The sequence below is a fragment of the Catenovulum agarivorans DS-2 genome, assembly GCF_000568405.1.
In the GTDB taxonomy this organism is placed as follows: Bacteria; Pseudomonadota; Gammaproteobacteria; order Enterobacterales; family Alteromonadaceae; genus Catenovulum; species Catenovulum agarivorans_A.
Genome location: NZ_ARZY01000016.1, coordinates 25,133 through 40,681, shown reverse-complemented (window position 1 = coordinate 40,681; position 15,549 = coordinate 25,133). Strand labels below are relative to the sequence as shown.

At 41.3% G+C, this 15,549-nt stretch carries 18 protein-coding genes and 1 riboswitch; of the genes, 9 read left to right on the top strand and 9 right to left on the bottom strand.

Annotation, left to right across the window (positions count from 1 at the left end):
* The first annotated feature begins 198 nt into the window (after positions 1-198).
* Both DS2_RS09715 and DS2_RS09710 read left to right on the top strand, forming a co-directional pair.
* Positions 199-1,905, top strand: coding sequence for a chloride channel protein (locus DS2_RS09715; RefSeq protein ID WP_035014551.1), 1,707 nt, complete (start codon positions 199-201; stop codon positions 1,903-1,905).
* Positions 1,905-2,330 (top strand): CopD family protein, encoded by a 426-nt coding sequence (locus DS2_RS09710; RefSeq protein ID WP_035014550.1) that lies wholly within the window; start codon positions 1,905-1,907, stop codon positions 2,328-2,330. Before DS2_RS09715 ends, DS2_RS09710 begins: the two co-directional genes overlap by 1 nt.
* Positions 2,331-2,360: 30 nt before the next feature.
* Here the strand turns inward: DS2_RS09710 and DS2_RS09705 are convergent, their stop codons facing one another.
* The 9 genes from DS2_RS09705 to moaA all read right to left on the bottom strand — a co-directional run bounded on the left by DS2_RS09705 (position 2,361) and on the right by moaA (position 8,841).
* Positions 2,361-3,245 carry a tetratricopeptide repeat protein gene (locus DS2_RS09705; RefSeq protein WP_035014549.1) on the bottom strand — a complete coding sequence of 295 codons (885 nt, stop codon included), beginning with the start codon at positions 3,243-3,245 and terminating at the stop codon, positions 2,361-2,363.
* A gap of 72 nt (positions 3,246-3,317) precedes the next feature.
* Positions 3,318-4,394, bottom strand: coding sequence for a protein-glutamate methylesterase/protein-glutamine glutaminase (locus DS2_RS09700; protein ID WP_035014548.1), 1,077 nt, complete (start codon positions 4,392-4,394; stop codon positions 3,318-3,320).
* Between the two features lie 3 nt (positions 4,395-4,397).
* Entirely contained in the window at positions 4,398-5,024 is a 627-nt protein-coding gene (gene cheD, locus DS2_RS09695) for a chemoreceptor glutamine deamidase CheD (protein WP_035014547.1), read from the bottom strand.
* A 2-nt stretch (positions 5,025-5,026) separates the two neighbouring features.
* A complete protein-coding gene (locus DS2_RS09690) occupies positions 5,027-5,854 on the bottom strand; it encodes a CheR family methyltransferase (RefSeq protein WP_235188576.1) in 828 nt (275 codons plus the stop codon).
* 93 nt (positions 5,855-5,947) lie between these two features.
* The gene (gene moaD / locus DS2_RS09685; protein ID WP_035014546.1) at positions 5,948-6,193 is read right to left on the bottom strand and encodes a molybdopterin synthase sulfur carrier subunit; all 246 of its coding nucleotides are present in this window, start codon (positions 6,191-6,193) and stop codon (positions 5,948-5,950) included.
* An 11-nt stretch (positions 6,194-6,204) separates the two neighbouring features.
* Complete coding sequence (gene moaC / locus DS2_RS09680) at positions 6,205-6,681, bottom strand: cyclic pyranopterin monophosphate synthase MoaC (protein WP_035014545.1); 477 nt, start codon at positions 6,679-6,681, stop codon at positions 6,205-6,207.
* Positions 6,682-6,696: 15 nt separating this feature from the next.
* On the bottom strand, positions 6,697-7,239 hold the full coding sequence (gene moaB / locus DS2_RS09675) for a molybdenum cofactor biosynthesis protein B (RefSeq protein WP_035014544.1): 543 nt from the start codon (positions 7,237-7,239) through the stop codon (positions 6,697-6,699).
* A 2-nt stretch (positions 7,240-7,241) separates the two neighbouring features.
* Positions 7,242-7,862 (bottom strand): molybdenum cofactor guanylyltransferase, encoded by a 621-nt coding sequence (mobA, locus tag DS2_RS09670; RefSeq protein ID WP_152537587.1) that lies wholly within the window; start codon positions 7,860-7,862, stop codon positions 7,242-7,244.
* Between the two features lie 4 nt (positions 7,863-7,866).
* The gene (moaA, locus tag DS2_RS09665) at positions 7,867-8,841 is read right to left on the bottom strand and encodes a GTP 3',8-cyclase MoaA (protein WP_035014542.1); all 975 of its coding nucleotides are present in this window, start codon (positions 8,839-8,841) and stop codon (positions 7,867-7,869) included.
* Positions 8,829-8,984, bottom strand: a riboswitch (molybdenum cofactor riboswitch). (Overlaps the previous gene by 13 nt.)
* Positions 8,985-9,261: 277 nt before the next feature.
* Between moaA and DS2_RS20995 the strand changes: the two genes are divergently transcribed.
* From DS2_RS20995 to yacG, 7 genes are all read left to right on the top strand, one after another.
* Positions 9,262-9,792, top strand: a complete 531-nt coding sequence (locus tag DS2_RS20995; RefSeq protein ID WP_326979545.1) for a pilin — start codon at positions 9,262-9,264, stop codon at positions 9,790-9,792.
* Positions 9,793-9,921: 129 nt separating this feature from the next.
* Entirely contained in the window at positions 9,922-11,613 is a 1,692-nt protein-coding gene (gene pilB, locus DS2_RS09655; protein WP_035014541.1) for a type IV-A pilus assembly ATPase PilB, read from the top strand.
* Positions 11,614-11,724: 111 nt separating this feature from the next.
* Complete coding sequence (locus DS2_RS09650) at positions 11,725-12,969, top strand: type II secretion system F family protein (protein ID WP_035014540.1); 1,245 nt, start codon at positions 11,725-11,727, stop codon at positions 12,967-12,969.
* A gap of 3 nt (positions 12,970-12,972) precedes the next feature.
* Complete coding sequence (locus tag DS2_RS09645; RefSeq protein WP_035014539.1) at positions 12,973-13,860, top strand: prepilin peptidase; 888 nt, start codon at positions 12,973-12,975, stop codon at positions 13,858-13,860.
* Positions 13,860-14,477, top strand: a complete 618-nt coding sequence (gene coaE, locus DS2_RS09640) for a dephospho-CoA kinase (RefSeq protein ID WP_035014538.1) — start codon at positions 13,860-13,862, stop codon at positions 14,475-14,477. The genes DS2_RS09645 and coaE overlap by 1 nt, the downstream gene beginning before the upstream one ends.
* Positions 14,478-14,536: 59 nt before the next feature.
* Positions 14,537-15,283 (top strand): cell division protein ZapD, encoded by a 747-nt coding sequence (gene zapD, locus DS2_RS09635; RefSeq protein WP_035014537.1) that lies wholly within the window; start codon positions 14,537-14,539, stop codon positions 15,281-15,283.
* Between the two features lie 38 nt (positions 15,284-15,321).
* Positions 15,322-15,546: a DNA gyrase inhibitor YacG gene (gene yacG / locus DS2_RS09630; RefSeq protein ID WP_035014536.1), complete on the top strand. Its 225-nt coding sequence runs from the start codon at positions 15,322-15,324 to the stop codon at positions 15,544-15,546.
* The last annotated feature ends 3 nt before the right edge of the window (positions 15,547-15,549 follow it).

The following is a 15,549-nucleotide window of genomic DNA, read 5'->3' as shown; positions in this document are numbered from 1 at the left end:
CGATTAGCATGGCGCTTATCAATAAAGACAAACCTAGCAGGCTCGCGAAAAACTTTTTATTAACGGCCCAAATAATCCCGAAATTTTTTACAACTTGTTTTTTCAAAAGGTTAAACTCGTCTACATATTATGAAGTCTGTGTTACACTCAAAGTACGGCATGGAAACGCAACTAACTTAGCGCACTTTTCTAACACAAATGGCGTTCGAAAAACACTTAAAACATCTTAGAGAACAATTAGCATACCCTAAAATTTCAATACAGTTGAGTGTATTGGGTTTATTAGCGGGTTTGAGTGCATCTATTTGTATCGTTGCTTTCCAATGGTGCTTAGAGTCTGTTCAACTGTTATATTTGAACGAACCTGATAACTTTCAATCTCTCAGTGGTGCTGAACGTTTTTTATTACCTTTAATTGGTGCAGGTCTAATTGCACTGGTCGGGGTATTTACCCAATTTAAACACTTTCGCTTAGGTATTCCTTTTGTTATTTATCGGCTAAAGGCCTTTTATGGCATGATGCCCATTCGCAATACCATTAATCAGTTTTTTGGCGGCATCATTGCGATGTCGAGTGGCTTTTCTGTCGGCCGTGAAGGCCCTGCCGTCCATTTAGGTGCTGGCGCCTCTAGTTATTTAGGCTCTTGGCTCAAACTCCCATATAATTCAGTTCGAACTTTATCCGCTTGCGGCATGGCCGCTGCAATTGCCGCATCATTTAACACGCCACTTGCTGCCGTTATTTTTGTGATGGAAGTAGTATTGCGAGAATATAAAACGCATATATTCGTGCCGGTGATGCTTGCTTCGATGGTCGGAGCAACCGCTAATCGTTACGCCTTTGGACACGAACATGACTTAAGTGGCTTAAATATCGAACTGCTGGATATTAACCACTACCCTTACCTCGTCTTTATGGGGATTTTAGTTGGCTGTTTTGCATTTGCTTTTAATCGCCAATTGATTGAAGTGATCCGCTCGTTTAAATCGATAAATATGTTACCTCGACTATTGCTCGCAGGGTTTGCCACTGCAATCATAGGATATATTGTCCCGCAGGCATTGGGCACTGGGTTAGGCGCAATCACCATTGCGCAAGAGCAAACAGGTAATGCGCAGTTGTTAATGACGGTATTTATTAGCAAATCACTGCTGACATTTTTCGCGATAGGCTTAGGTATACCTGGTGGGGTTATTGGCCCGATATTAGGATTAGGCATGATGTTAGGCACCTTGCTCGCACTAATGGCTTCGATTTTTATCGGCAACATTAGTGGTTATTCAGATATCTATGGGGTTTTAGGCCTAGCTGCACTTATGGCTGCTTGCTTAAACGCGCCTTTAGCCGCCTTGGTTACAGCATTGGAGTTAACCTATAACCCAGATATTGTGGTGCCAGCTATGCTGGTTATTGTGGCAGCACACGTGGTTTCTAGCCAAATATTTAAAAACCGTTCTTTGTTTATTTTGCAATTAGAAATGCAAAAGCTCGATTACCAGACGGCCCCGACTTACGATATATTGCAAAAAACGGGTGTACTAGCAGCTATGGAACGCAGTTTTATTCTAGTTAAACGCAAAGATGACACTGTGTTACGTAAAGCGTTAGACCGTGCCGGAAAAAGACCTGTTATTCTGCGTGAAGCGGTCGATGGTGGTTTTGTCTTTAAACAAGTGAGCTACAATGTTTCGCTAGAACACCAACCCGCTTCTCCATTTAATTTCGATGAACTTCAAGGGGTTGAATCGCGCTACACGCTGGCTGAGCCGTTTGAAATTTTACAGCATAAACGCAGCGGCTCTGTGTATATATTTGAAGAAGAGTTCGAGAATATAGTCGGTATCGTAACTTGGGAACAACTCAGGTTGCGTTTAACTAAAGGTTCATTTCAGGTTACAGAATAATGATTTTATGGGTTAAAGCACTGCACATCATATTTATGGTTGCTTGGTTTGCGGGGATTTTTTATTTCCCACGTTTGCTGGTATACCATGCAGAGTCAACCGATGCTTCGGTACAGCAACAACTTAAAGTCATGGAAAGGCGCTTGTTATATTTTGTGACTCCATTTGCCATTTTAACTGGCGTATTTGGTGTATGGCTAATTATGCTATATGGCGCTGAATGGTTTAAGGTCAGTGGCTGGTTACACACCAAACTATTGTTGGTGGTCTTGTTGTACGGATACCATGCTTATTGTTTTAAATTGCTTAAAACCTTCCAACAAGATTTAAATCGCCGCAGTGGTAAATTTTACCGATTTGTCAATGAGTTACCCGTACTGATTTTGTTTGCGGCAGTGATTTTAGCAGTAGTTAAACCCTATTAGCCAAACCAATAGGGTTCAAGATAACTAAAATTAGTACAAAAGACTGTACAAAGTTCGGCGCGCTTTACTCGCAGCAGCATCGCCTTTTGGCATAGTTGCTAATATATCCATCAAGGTTTTTTTCATTTCACCATCTTGGGCATTTAAATCTTGAGTCAACACCGCCATTAACAATTCTAATGCCTGCTCGTTTTGTTGTGCTTGGTGTAACTGCACAGCTAAATTAATTCGGCTAACATGATCTTCAGGATCTTGCTGCAACTTAGCTCTAAGCGCCTGTATTTCAGGTGTTTCCGCTGCTTGTTTATTTAATTCTAACTGCGACAACAATGATTGATAATAGTCATCCTGATCTATCATGCCTATCTCTGCCAATAAGCTTTCAGCTTGTTGGTTTTGCCCAACGGCTAATAAAACATGAATCAGCGCCTTTTTGATATCCCCACGCTCTGGAGCCAATGTGCTAGCTTCTTTGGCTAGTGGTAAAGCATCATTGAAGTTTTGTTGGTTAATCAATTCGTTTACTTGAGTCAACAAGCCATCTTCGGGTTTAGGTAAATGTTCGGCGAACAATTGCTCTAATTCAGCAACTTCCTTATCACCAGCAAACCCACTGACTCCTTGACCGTCTTTAAAAATAATGACAGTTGGAATCGCCTGCACACCAAACTGCATTGCCAGTGCTTGCATTTGTTGGTCTTCGCAGTTCACTCTAGCAAGGGTGACAGAATCTGGATAAGCAGAAAATAATTTAACCAACTTTTCCGATAACGAAATGCTCTCTGGGCTTTGTTGTGCGTAAAAATCAATAACAACCAGCTTTTGCTGCGACCCTTGTAAAATTTCTTGCTGAAAATTCTCTGCTGTAATTTCTACGACATTATTGCCAGCAGGAGCTTGACCAAATGAATCCACTATTTACTCACTTTTGTTTTAGTTAAACGTCTATCCACCTAACATGGGTACTGATAGATGATTTCTCAATGGCTATTTTGCCACTGGCCGTGATAACAACTTAATTAACGCTGGGCCAATTTTTTGCAACGGTAATAAATTGTCCGTTGCACCCACTTTATATGCAGCACCCGGCATACCCCAAACCACACTGGTTTTCTCATCTTGCGCCAAAGTCATTTGCCCTGCCATTCGCATGTTCAGCATAGCTTGTGCCCCATCAGCGCCCATTCCAGTTAACATCACACCGAGCGCTTTTTTGCTGCCCAATTGAGCGATTGAATTAAACAAAACCTCTACCGAAGGCTTGTGCCGATTAACAGGTTCTGAATCGTCCAAACAACAATAATAGTCGCCTGCTCTTTTTTCAACCAACATATGCTTGTCACCTGGTGCTAAATAAATACAACCAGAGGTTATTTTTTGTTGATCTTTCGCTTCGTATACTTTCATATGACTCATAGCATCTAACCTATGTGCAAAAGAAGTCGCAAACATAGCTGGCATATGCTGTGTTATTACAATCGGTGGCATATTAGCAGGTAAATCACAGACAACACGTTTGATTGCTTCTGTACCACCGGTAGAAGCACCAATCGCGATAATGTAGCCTGGCTTAAACAGATAACTTGTTTGATTCGACTGTTTGGGTGCCGTGGCTTGCTGTTTGTTGCTAGCGATTAACCGCAACATGGTTTCTTTGCTTTTGGCTGCATGAACAACCTTTTGGCAAACTTCTTGGCCAAACTGGGTTAATTTTGCAAGCTCTGTTGTTGCAGGCTTAGCAATGTAATCAAGCGCGCCTAACTCTAGCGCGGTCAAACTGGCAGGTGCACCTTTTTCCGTTAAGGTCGAAATCATCACTACAGGCATCGGGCGCAATCGCATCAAATTACGCAAAAAAGCGATCCCATTCATTTTTGGCATTTCGATATCAAGCGTTAACACATCAGGGTTTAGTTGTTTTACTTTTTCTCTTGCCTGATAAGGGTCTTCAGCCGCACCAACAACTTCCAATTCATCATGCGATCGCAATATCTGGGTTAATAGCTGCCGCATAAGTTCTGAGTCGTCTACTATGAGTACTCGAAATTTTCGCACTACCACCATCCTCTAGAATAACTCAATATCTGATGAATCATCTTGTTCAGTTAAATTGTTGAAATATGCTTTTTCACGCTGCTCAATCGTATTATTGTGCAATGCCTTGAGTCTTTTGACTTTAGCCACACCACTATTAGGATGAAACAAAATTTTCCGCGGCCATGGCCCTCCTACATCGTGTGACACAACTGGGATTTCTTCGTTTCGTAAATAGTGGCGAATAAAGTCGATATTGCCCAGTCCAACATCGGACATATGTGCAACAATTTTGCCGCCACCAAAAACCTTTGCGAGCAAATTACTGCGAATGCCACCATTTTTAATAATTTCGTTGATCAAAAATTCCATCGCCCAATGACCATAGCGGCAAGAATAGCTCATCTCATTGGTCCAATCATCCGGCATATGATGTTGACCTTGCACTGGCAACATAAAGTGGTTCATGCCGCCGATACCAAGCTTTTCATCCCAGATACAGGCGGAAATGCACGAGCCAAGCACAGTAGACACAAGTTCATTCTCTCGCGTAACGTACAGCTCTCCGGGTAAAATTTTCGCAACAACTATGTGCCGGCTTTTATCAATGTAGCGCTTAATTGAATCGAAACCTGAAATTGCGGGTCTAATTTCTAACATACCTATCCTTGCTTTTGATAAATTGTTTGTCCCAAACCTTTGAACTCGCTGATTTCGCGACTCATAGTTTCGGAATGACCCATAAATAAATAGCCGTTTGGTTTCAAGTACTGTGCATAGCGCCTAATCAGCTGATTTTTGGTGTCTAAATCAAAGTAAATAACGACATTTCGACAAAAAATTACATCGAACAAGCCTTTCATCGGCCATTCAGATTGCAATAAATTTAACCGTTTAATATGCACCAATTCTCGCACCGATGGCTTAACAGTTAAGTTTGTACTCTGAGTATCTGAATCAAAATATTTTAAACCCAGCGGCAATTGACTACTTTCGAGTTTACTGCGCTCGTACTGCGCTTTTTTCGCTACATTTAATACATTTGAATCAAGATCGGTTGCCAATATTTTACAATCCCAATGCCTTAAATTGATGCTATCCGCTAAGGTCATTGCGATAGAGTATGGCTCTTCACCTGTGGAGCAACCAGCCGACCAAATTCTAATTTTGCGATTCATGCTTTTATCGTACTGCCACTTTGTTTGAGCCATTTTTTTTAGAAACTCAAAATGATGGTGCTCACGAAAAAACGAGGTAAGGTTGGTCGTTAACGCATTAACAAAAGCTGAAAGTTCTTGTTTGTTATGCGTTTCAAGATAATCGCAATACTGTTTGAAATTGGCTAGTTTTAGTTGGCGAATCCGTCGCGATAAGCGCGAATATACCATCTCTTTTTTGTGTTCGCCTAACACTATACCCGCATGTAAATATAACTGCTGTTTGATATAGTCAAAATCAGCAGATGTCATGTCAAATTCATGTTGATGCAAGGGCTTCTATCCTTTGATAACACTATGTTTTACTTAAGCTTAAACCAAGCATAGAAGCCTTTTTGCAAACCCTCAAATTTTCAAGGGTTTATTTTATCCGCCTGTGACGGGTGGAAATAAAGCGACCTCGTCACCTGCTTTAACAACTGTTTGACCATTTGCCATAGCTTGATTCACCGCCACCAATAAATTTGCTTGTGTTAGCGCTTGCTGCCATTCTGGTTGTGATTGAATTAATTGCTGTTTTAACTCATTTATTGTGCACGAGTCGAGCTCAACTTCACATTGCTCTGTGCCCAACGTCTCGCGTAACTGTGCAAAAAATAATACCTTTATCATCAACACTTCCTTTAATTCTCTAATTGCCAGTTACCTGATTTGCCGCCCGATTTGGCTAATACCTTAGTGTCGACTATTTGCATATGTTTATCAACGGCTTTGCACATGTCGTACAAAGTCAACGCCGCGACACTGGCTGCGGTTAATGCTTCCATTTCAACCCCTGTTTGGCCAGTGAGCTTGCACATACTCAATACTTTGACGCTATGAGTCGCTTCATCAATGTCAAAGTCAATTTGTACCTTAGACAACATTAACGGATGACATAAAGGAATTAAATCAGCACATTTTTTCGCGGCTTGAATCCCGGCAATACGAGCGATTGCAAATACATCACCTTTTTTATGTTCACCTTGGGTTAATAACTTAAAAGCATCAGCTGACATTGTGATCACAGCTTGCGCATGAGCTTGGCGAACAGTCGGCTTTTTATCGCTGACGTCGACCATATTCGCTTCACCTTTTTTATTTAAATGCGTTAATTCCATATCGCTTGTCCCCACTTATTGACGAGAAGGACACGGCGCTATTTCAACCGCTTTTAATTGACCAACAAAATTACATGGCTTGTGCGATGCATCTAATTGGCTTTGGATAATGCCTTCCCAGCCAGTGCGGCACGCACCTGTTGAACCAGGTAAACAAAATATCGCAACACCATTAGCCAACCCAGCGACCGCACGAGATTGTATGGTAGAAGTGCCGATATCTTGATAAGAAATATGCCTAAATAATTCACCAAATCCTTCTACCTCCTTGTCAAATAAGGGTTTGACCGCCTCTGGTGTTGAATCTCGGCCAGTAAACCCTGTACCACCAGTGCACACCACAGCTTGTACATTAGCCGATGCAATCCACGCAGATAAAACCGCTCTTATTTGATAGATATCATCTTTAACAATGGTGCGTTCCACTACTTTGTGGCCCGCGCTTTCTGCTGCTTGCTGTAAATACTCACCAGATGTGTCTGTTGTCATATCTCGGGTATCAGAAATAGTCAGTACCGCGATATTTAGTGGCTCAAATGGTCTTGCTGTTTTTGCCATAATTAGTTCCTGCTTTGTAAATATGTTTGCCATTGCTCTGAGGTATTTAGGTTGACCAATCGCGTTCGCCTTTGGGCTGACACGGCTATGGTTTTTGCTGAGAGCTTGGCAAGTAAGGTTTTAAATGATCTTTGATTGCTAGCTGCTAGCATAATCTGATTTAACACTTGGCTGAGTTGCGCTAGATCATAAAATACCACTGGCAAAAAATGATCTGCATAATATAAACTGGTTTTGAGCTCGCCACTGCTCGCAATTAACTGCGCTAAATCACGGCTATTCAACGCTGGCATATCAATAGGTATAACCAATAACTGTTGATCTGTGTTTTTAGCTATCTGGATAAATTGCAAACAAGTTTGAATACCCGCCAATGGTCCTAAGTATTCTTCTTTATCGTAAATAAAAGTCAGCTTATCGCTAATTAAAGCTTGGCAAAGCTGGCTGTCGGCAAGCTGTTGTTGAAATGGCCGGCTGATATAAATGTGATTAACGCTAAGCTCACTGACTAAACTCACAAGGTGTTGCAACAAGTTAGCTTGAGCATCTAGCTGCAACAGCGCTTTGTCTTGGCCCATGCGGCTAGAGCGTCCGCCAGCAAGAATTAGCACATCTAGGCTCATTTGATTACCCACCTAACATAGCTAAATGCTGTGTACCACCAGTAAAACCTTGCTGTAAATAATGACTTGGTGCTTTATCTTGCAAATAACCATGCAATAACTCAGTTAATTCAGCTTGTTGCTGTGGTTGTTGCAAATACTGGCGAATATCAATTCCTTGCTCAGAGAACAAACATAAATGCAGTTTACCCAAAGCACTCACCCGCAAACGATTGCAGCTTGCACAAAAGTCCTGACCGTAAGGCATAATCAGCCCAACTCGACCTTGATAATCTGGATGATAAAACTCTTCGGCTGGCCCTGCTGATTTATCGCGAATCACTGGCAGCCAACCTTGTTCAAGCAATAGTTTTTTTATCTCCAAACCACTGACATGATTCTGTTTAAAAAACTGTAAATTATCGCCAGTTTGCATCAATTCAATGAATCTGAGCGTGTAAGGTTTATCTTTCAGCCAATCGATATAGTCTTGAACATCTTGACCATTGTATTGACGCATCAACACTGCATTAATCTTGATTTTTTTCAGTCCGAGTTGATGCGCTTTATTTAAACCCGCTAAGATACTCTCAAGCTTATCGTGGCCAGTGATCGCACTGAACATTTTCGGGTCTAAACTGTCAATTGAGACATTTAATGCCGTCAAACCAGCATCAACCCATTTGTCAATATTGCGGGCTAAGTTAAAACCATTCGTTGTGAGGGCAACATCAGTGATACCCGCTTGCTGGCGACATAACTGAATAATTTGCGCTAAATCTTTTCGCAGAGCGGGTTCGCCGCCGGTTATCCGCACCTTACTTGTGCCTAAGCTAGCAAAGGTGGCGACTAAATTACCAATTTCACTTGTCGATAAAAAGTCTCGTGGTGAATCGCATTGATAACCGTCAGGTAAACAATAGGTGCATTTAAAATTGCACACATCTGTAATTGATAGACGAAGATAATGAAATTTTCGTCCCATTTTGTCTTGTAACATAAACACCTTTCCAAATACGGGAGGCCAGATTATTTCTAAGCTAACCCTGGTAAATAACCCACAGGTTTGTCCAAACGGGTTTTTACGGCCTAACTTGCATATCTTCAGACTTAGCGCATTAGGCTTCGGAGTTTTAAACGATAATTAAAAAATACAGTCTGTATGTAATCAGACCAATTAGAAAATCATTATGCCACTTTATCGTCAACAAAGCAGCATACAAACCTAAGTGAAGTTTGCGCTAAAACAAATTTTGTTCACTTTTGTTGGCAAATATTCGTTACATCTAGGGTAAATCAAGTCTAATTATTTGAGCAATTAAGCGAATAGGTTCACAAAGTGATTGTTAAGTAAAATTTTCGTTATTATTTTAGCAAGTCAGACTTGTGTAATTCGAAATTGTATTCTAATGTAAAGTTAATGCCAGACCGGGGTCAATTAGGTGGCCAATATGGACTCGGCAGTAAACTAGGACTACAAATATTGGAGATTGAAAAAATGAAACGAAGCAGTAATAAAGGTTTCACCCTAATTGAATTGATGATCGTTGTTGCGATTATCGGTATTTTGGCAGCAGTAGCTGTTCCGGCTTATAATGATTATTTTGACTCAGCGCGTTCAACCGAAGCCAAACAACAAGCGGAATCGCTGAAAAAATCAGTAACGGCGTGTATCTTGAGAGAAGAAGCGTTGAATGCAGCTAACTACGCTAACTGCCTATCAGGCAATGCTGGCATTCCAGCTGCTATAACAGCGAACCCAGGTGGAAACTCAACGCTAGCTTGTGCTGCAGTAGTAACTAATGCAGCCGTAATTGATGTTGAAGCTGACACTGATGGAGATGGTACATCCGACTACAATGTTAGACTAACCCCAACTTTCCAAGCTGGTGGGCAGATCACTTGGGCAATAGACGAACAAGGAACCGTTGATGCCTGTGCTGGTACCTAAATCCTCTATATAGTATGGCGAATAGCTTGAATTTTTTTCAAGCTATTCAATTCACTCTCAGGTTCAAACTATTCTCCCTGTAGCCACTCGTGATACAATGATCAACATGGTTCAAGGAGACACAACCAAATGGCAGCACTAGATTTTCGACTTTTCGCAACAGGTATATTAGATCTTCATCAACAAGAAGAGCTGAGAAAAAAAGAAGTTAAAACCTATATCGAAGCCGCACAATTTATCCGCGAGCAAGGCTGGTATACAGAAAATGAACTCGCCGCAGAAGTTTCGCAGCGCTATCACACCCCTTATTTTGATTTAAATTATTTTGATGTTGCTTCCATTAAAGAAGACTTATTAAAAGAAAAGCTTTCAGAAAAACATCAAGTATTACCCTTATTTTTACGTGGTCGCACGCTTTTTTTAGCAACAGTCAACCCTTCAAACGTTAGTGCGCAAGAAGACTTTCAATTTAGCACAGGTTATAACGTTGAATATTTGTGTGTAGAAGCCTCTAAGCTACAGCAAGCTTTAGAAACGGCTTACGCTACTGAAGAAGGCCAGCTCGACTTAGATGACTTTGATGCCGATGAACTCTCAGGTATGGAAGTTGGCGAAGATAAAACCGAAGAAACCGCCGAAACCACCAACAATGAAGATGCACCAATTATTGTTTATATTAACAAAATATTGTTGGATGCCATTCGCCGTGGTGCATCTGATTTACACTTTGAGCCATACGAAAAAAGCTACCGAATACGCTTTCGCATCGACGGTATTTTACATGAAGTTGCCTCGCCGCCAGCGAATCTAGCCACTCGATTAGCCGCACGTTTAAAAGTAATGTCGCGGTTAGATATAGCAGAAAAACGCAAACCCCAAGACGGCCGGATAAAACTTAAAATATCTGCCAATAAATCAATCGATTTTCGTGTATCTACCCTCCCCACCCTCTGGGGCGAAAAAATTGTAATGCGGATATTAGACTCTAGCAGTGCTATGCTGGGGATAGACGTGTTGGGTTACGAACAAGACCAAAAACAACTGTATTTAGATGCGCTAAATAAACCACAAGGGATGATTTTGGTGACTGGCCCAACAGGTAGTGGTAAAACCGTTTCACTGTACACAGGGTTAAATATTTTAAATACACCAGAGCGCAATATTTCAACCGCAGAAGACCCTGTAGAAATTAACCTTGAGGGCATAAATCAGGTACAAATGAACCCCAAAGCGGGGTTAACCTTTTCTGAAGCTTTGCGCTCTTTTTTACGACAAGATCCAGATATCGTAATGGTTGGTGAGATACGTGATTTAGAAACTGCAGAAATTGCGATAAAAGCCGCACAAACAGGTCACTTGGTATTATCCACACTGCATACTAACTCAGCCCCCGAAACACTGACTCGCCTGCTGAATATGGGGGTACCCAGTTTTAACATTGCAAGTTCGGTCAGCCTGATTATCGCGCAGCGATTGGCGCGCCGATTGTGTAAACACTGCAAACAGCCACTTGAAGTATTACCTACTGAACACGAATTATTAGAGTTTGGTTTTAGCGACGCGCAACTTCAAGATTTAACCTTATATGAACCTGTTGGGTGTGAACTCTGCTCTGGTGGATTTAAAGGCCGAGTGGGTATATATGAAGTGATGCCGATTAGCAGTGAGTTGGCCTCTATTATTATGCGCGAAGGCAACGCCCTCGAAATTGCCGCGCAGGCACAAAAAGAGCAAATCGCCAATTTACGCCAGTCTGGCATTAAAAAAGCGATATCTGGTTTAACCAGCTTGGGCGAAGTAAGCCGAGTAACCAGCCACTAAGTATAGCTATATTTGACTAGGCAAACAGATAGACTTTTTATAACTAGCGAAACTAAGCTAAACTAACCGAATAAACTCAGCCAATAACAGGGAAAGCAGTAGGATAAAATAATGGCAGTAGCAAAAAACAACAAAAAGACTAAGGTTGCCGAACAGGATATTTTTATATGGCAAGGGGTGAATCGCCGAGGGTTAAAAGTAAATGGCGAGCTACCCGCAGAAAGTATCAAAGCGGCGCGTGATACCCTTAAACAACAGGGTATCAATCCAACTAAATTAAAGAAAAAACCTAAACCTTTATTTGGAGGTGGTGCAAAAAAAATCACCGCCAAAGATATTGCGGTAATGACACGTCAACTTGCGACCATGTTAAGTGCAGGCGTGCCGTTGGTTCAATCGGTTGAGTTAATCTCTAAAGGCAATGAAAATGCCAATATGCGCCGATTACTAATGGAAGTAGGTTTAGGAATTCAGTCAGGTACACCATTAAACGAAGTACTTAGGCAACATCCCAAATATTTTGATGATTTATATTGTGATCTGGTTATGGCTGGCGAACAATCAGGTGCATTAGAAGGCATATACGACAGAATTGCCACCTATAAAGAAAAGTCCGAAGCGCTAAAATCAAAAATCAAAAAAGCCATGACTTATCCCATCGCGGTTTTATCTATAGCTTCTATTGTAACCATCATCTTACTTATCTTTGTCGTACCACAGTTTCAAGAGATTTTTGCTAGTTTTGGAGCTGAATTACCCGCATTTACTCTAATGGTTATTGGCATGTCGGAAACATTGCAGGCTCACGGACCAAAAATCGCGGTTGCTGTAGCTATTGGGATATTTGTGTTTGTTCGCAGCTACAAAAACAGCCGTAAGCTGCGCGATAAAGTAGACGCCTACCTATTAAAAATGCCAATTTTTGGCATGATATTAAACAAAGCATCTCTTGCTCGCTTTGCGCGCACCCTTGCGACTACCTTTGCAGCTGGCGTGCCTTTGATTGAAGCGCTCGATTCTGCTGCGGGTGCCTCGGGCAACGCAGTCTACCGCAACGCAATTATGAATATTAAAGCTGAAGTGTCTGCGGGCATGCAAATGAATATTGCAATGCGTAATACTAAGTTGTTTCCCGATATGGTGATTCAAATGGTGCAAATAGGTGAAGAGTCAGGCGCAATTGACGATATGCTGAATAAAGTGGCGACTGTGTATGAACAAGAAGTAGATGATGCGGTTGATGGTTTGTCCGCATTAATTGAGCCAATGATAATGGCATTTTTAGGGGTAGTGATTGGTGGTTTAATTGTTGCTATGTATCTACCGATCTTCCAACTAGGTAAAATTGTTAGTTAAATTATGCAAGATATATTTGGTTATTTTCAACACTACCCGACTGCTTGGGTTATTTTTGTCGGCTTATTTAGCCTACTTGTCGGTAGTTTTTTAAATGTGGTTATTTACCGCCTACCAATTATGTTAGAGCGAGATTGGAAACGTGAATGCCAGCTATTATTTGAGGATGAAGGTGTCAAACTACCAATCGATATTCCGCAAGATAGATTCAACTTAGTTTTCCCACACTCACATTGCCCCAGTTGCAAAGCCAGTGTCAAACCTTGGCAAAATATTCCTGTATTGTCGTATTTATTGCAAAAAGGCAAATGCAGTAGCTGCCAAACGAACATATCTTTGCGTTACCCACTGATTGAAATATTAACCGCCGTTGCAGGGGTTATTGCCGCATTGCAATTTGGTTTTTCAACTGAAACTTTATGGGCATTATTGTTCAGTTATTTGCTGATTAGCATGTGTTTTATTGACTTTGACACCATGCTCCTGCCCGATCAACTAACAATCAGCCTATTGTGGTTGGGTTTAATTGCTAACTTATCTGCTACTTTTGTGCCGCTTGAGGATGCTGTCATCGGTGCCATTGCAGGCTATATGATTTTATGGACGATTTTTCAAACCTTTAAGTTGCTAACTGGTAAAGAAGGTATGGGCTTTGGTGATTTTAAATTACTCGCAGCCTTGGGCGCATGGATGGGTTGGCAATCGCTGTTGGTCATCGTTTTGTTGTCTTCTGTTGTCGGCGCAATCGCGGGTATTATCATTCTAAAAATGCAGGACAAAGACCAGCAACACGCTATCCCATTTGGCCCTTATTTAGCGATGGCTGGCTGGATAGCCTTTTATTGGCAGCAACAAATCGTTGAGTTTTATATGAATACTTGGGTTCGTTAATGAGCCAATTTGTCGTCGGTCTAACAGGTGGAATAGGCTCTGGTAAATCAACTGTCGCCAACATTTTTCAAACTCAGTGGAAAATTGATATTGTTGATGCGGATATTATTGCACGCCAAGTGGTTGAACCAGGTACAGTTGCACTTGAGCAAATAGTAAAAAAGTTTGGTGATGACATTATAGATAATAGTGGCCAACTTAAGCGCACAAAACTGCGAGAAATAGTGTTTACTCAACCACAAGCCAAAACTTGGCTCGACCAACTGTTGCACCCGATTATCCGCCAACATATGAGCTCTGCATGCCAAACGGCTCAGTCGCCCTACTGTTTGTTAGTTGTACCATTATTATTAGAAAATAATTTGCACAGTATGGCGGATAGAATTTTAGTGACTGATTGCTGGCCACAAACACAATTAAGCCGTGCAGTTAATCGAGACAATAATTCCCCGCAGCTGATTTTAAGCATTATGAATAAACAAATTTCTCGCCAATCTAGGCTGGCGGCAGCGGATGATGTGGTGAATACTGAGTTAGCGCGCCAATCGGTTGAACAGCAGTGTAAAATTCTACATCAGCAATATTTAGAATTGGCTAAATTGAAAGCTTTACGTTAAGCTATTGGATAAATTATAACAAGTTTGAGTTTAAACACGGAACGATCCCATTTGTCACTATGACTGAAATACTTTACGAATTTCCACTCAATGAAAAAATACGTACTTACTTACGTATCGAACACCTATTGAATCGATTGGAATATCAATGCGGTCACAACGAGCAATGGGCTGTGCTTGATTTTTTAAATGCGTTATTCGCCATTTTGGATATCATTGAGCGAGGCGATCTTAAATCTGATTTATTAAAGGATTTAGAAAAGCACGAAAAGCAATTAGTCGCTTGGGCACAACACCCAAGCGTAAACAATAGTGCACTGCAACAGTTACTCAGCTCTGTAGTAGAAATGTCTGGCAGGTTAATGTCGAGCAATAAACTCGGCCAAAGCTTGCGTGATGATAAATTCCTTGCGTCTATCAAACAAAGGTTCTCAATTCCAGGTGGGAGCTGTTGTTTTGATTTGCCGCACATGCATCAATGGTTGCACCAATCACAACAAGTTATCGAACAGAATCAACACGCTTGGTTAGCCGAGTTGGACATTCTGCAAACCGTTATTGAGCTAGACTTACGTATGGTGCGCGAAAAAGCCCAATACTTAGAATGCCAAGCAGAAGCTGGTTTGTATCAAAATACCGTCGAAAACGTTGAGTTGCTACGCATAAAACTACCAGCAGACAGCCCATATTACCCAACAGTAAGTGGGCATAAAAATCGTTTTGCAATTCGTTTTATGCAAAATGATCAACAGCAAAACAAGTCTGCATGCCAACAAGCTCTTATATTTAAATTAGCGACCTGCTAAACTTGACCGCATCGATAACTTAAATTTGATAAAAGCGTATGCCAAGCAAAGTGCCTTGTCCAACTTGCCAAAAGAAAGTGGCGTGGACCCCAGCTAATTCCTTTCGTCCCTTTTGCAGCGAGCGCTGTAAACTCATTGATTTAGGTGAATGGGCCAGCGAAAGCCACAAGATTGCCGGTGAAGCAGTCGATGCGTTAAACCCACAAATGGACGAGTTTGAAATCGAAGCCCAACTGCATAAAAATAATGATTTTTTTCGATAGGGT

Bases quoted from the DNA above. Each gene is read 5' to 3' on its own strand.
- DS2_RS09715 (WP_035014551.1), top strand. From the start codon at position 199: ATGGCGTTCGAAAAACACTTAAAACATCTTAGAGAACAATTAGCATAC.
- DS2_RS09710 (WP_035014550.1), top strand. From the start codon at position 1,905: ATGATTTTATGGGTTAAAGCACTGCACATCATATTTATGGTTGCTTGG.
- DS2_RS09700 (WP_035014548.1), bottom strand. From the start codon at position 4,394: ATGGTGGTAGTGCGAAAATTTCGAGTACTCATAGTAGACGACTCAGAA.
- cheD (WP_035014547.1), bottom strand. From the start codon at position 5,024: ATGTTAGAAATTAGACCCGCAATTTCAGGTTTCGATTCAATTAAGCGC.
- moaD (WP_035014546.1), bottom strand. From the start codon at position 6,193: ATGATAAAGGTATTATTTTTTGCACAGTTACGCGAGACGTTGGGCACA.
- moaC (WP_035014545.1), bottom strand. From the start codon at position 6,681: ATGGAATTAACGCATTTAAATAAAAAAGGTGAAGCGAATATGGTCGAC.
- moaB (WP_035014544.1), bottom strand. From the start codon at position 7,239: ATGGCAAAAACAGCAAGACCATTTGAGCCACTAAATATCGCGGTACTG.
- mobA (WP_152537587.1), bottom strand. From the start codon at position 7,862: ATGAGCCTAGATGTGCTAATTCTTGCTGGCGGACGCTCTAGCCGCATG.
- moaA (WP_035014542.1), bottom strand. From the start codon at position 8,841: ATGTTACAAGACAAAATGGGACGAAAATTTCATTATCTTCGTCTATCA.
- DS2_RS20995 (WP_326979545.1), top strand. From the start codon at position 9,262: ATGCCAGACCGGGGTCAATTAGGTGGCCAATATGGACTCGGCAGTAAA.
- pilB (WP_035014541.1), top strand. From the start codon at position 9,922: ATGGCAGCACTAGATTTTCGACTTTTCGCAACAGGTATATTAGATCTT.
- DS2_RS09650 (WP_035014540.1), top strand. From the start codon at position 11,725: ATGGCAGTAGCAAAAAACAACAAAAAGACTAAGGTTGCCGAACAGGAT.
- DS2_RS09645 (WP_035014539.1), top strand. From the start codon at position 12,973: ATGCAAGATATATTTGGTTATTTTCAACACTACCCGACTGCTTGGGTT.
- coaE (WP_035014538.1), top strand. From the start codon at position 13,860: ATGAGCCAATTTGTCGTCGGTCTAACAGGTGGAATAGGCTCTGGTAAA.
- zapD (WP_035014537.1), top strand. From the start codon at position 14,537: ATGACTGAAATACTTTACGAATTTCCACTCAATGAAAAAATACGTACT.
- yacG (WP_035014536.1), top strand. From the start codon at position 15,322: ATGCCAAGCAAAGTGCCTTGTCCAACTTGCCAAAAGAAAGTGGCGTGG.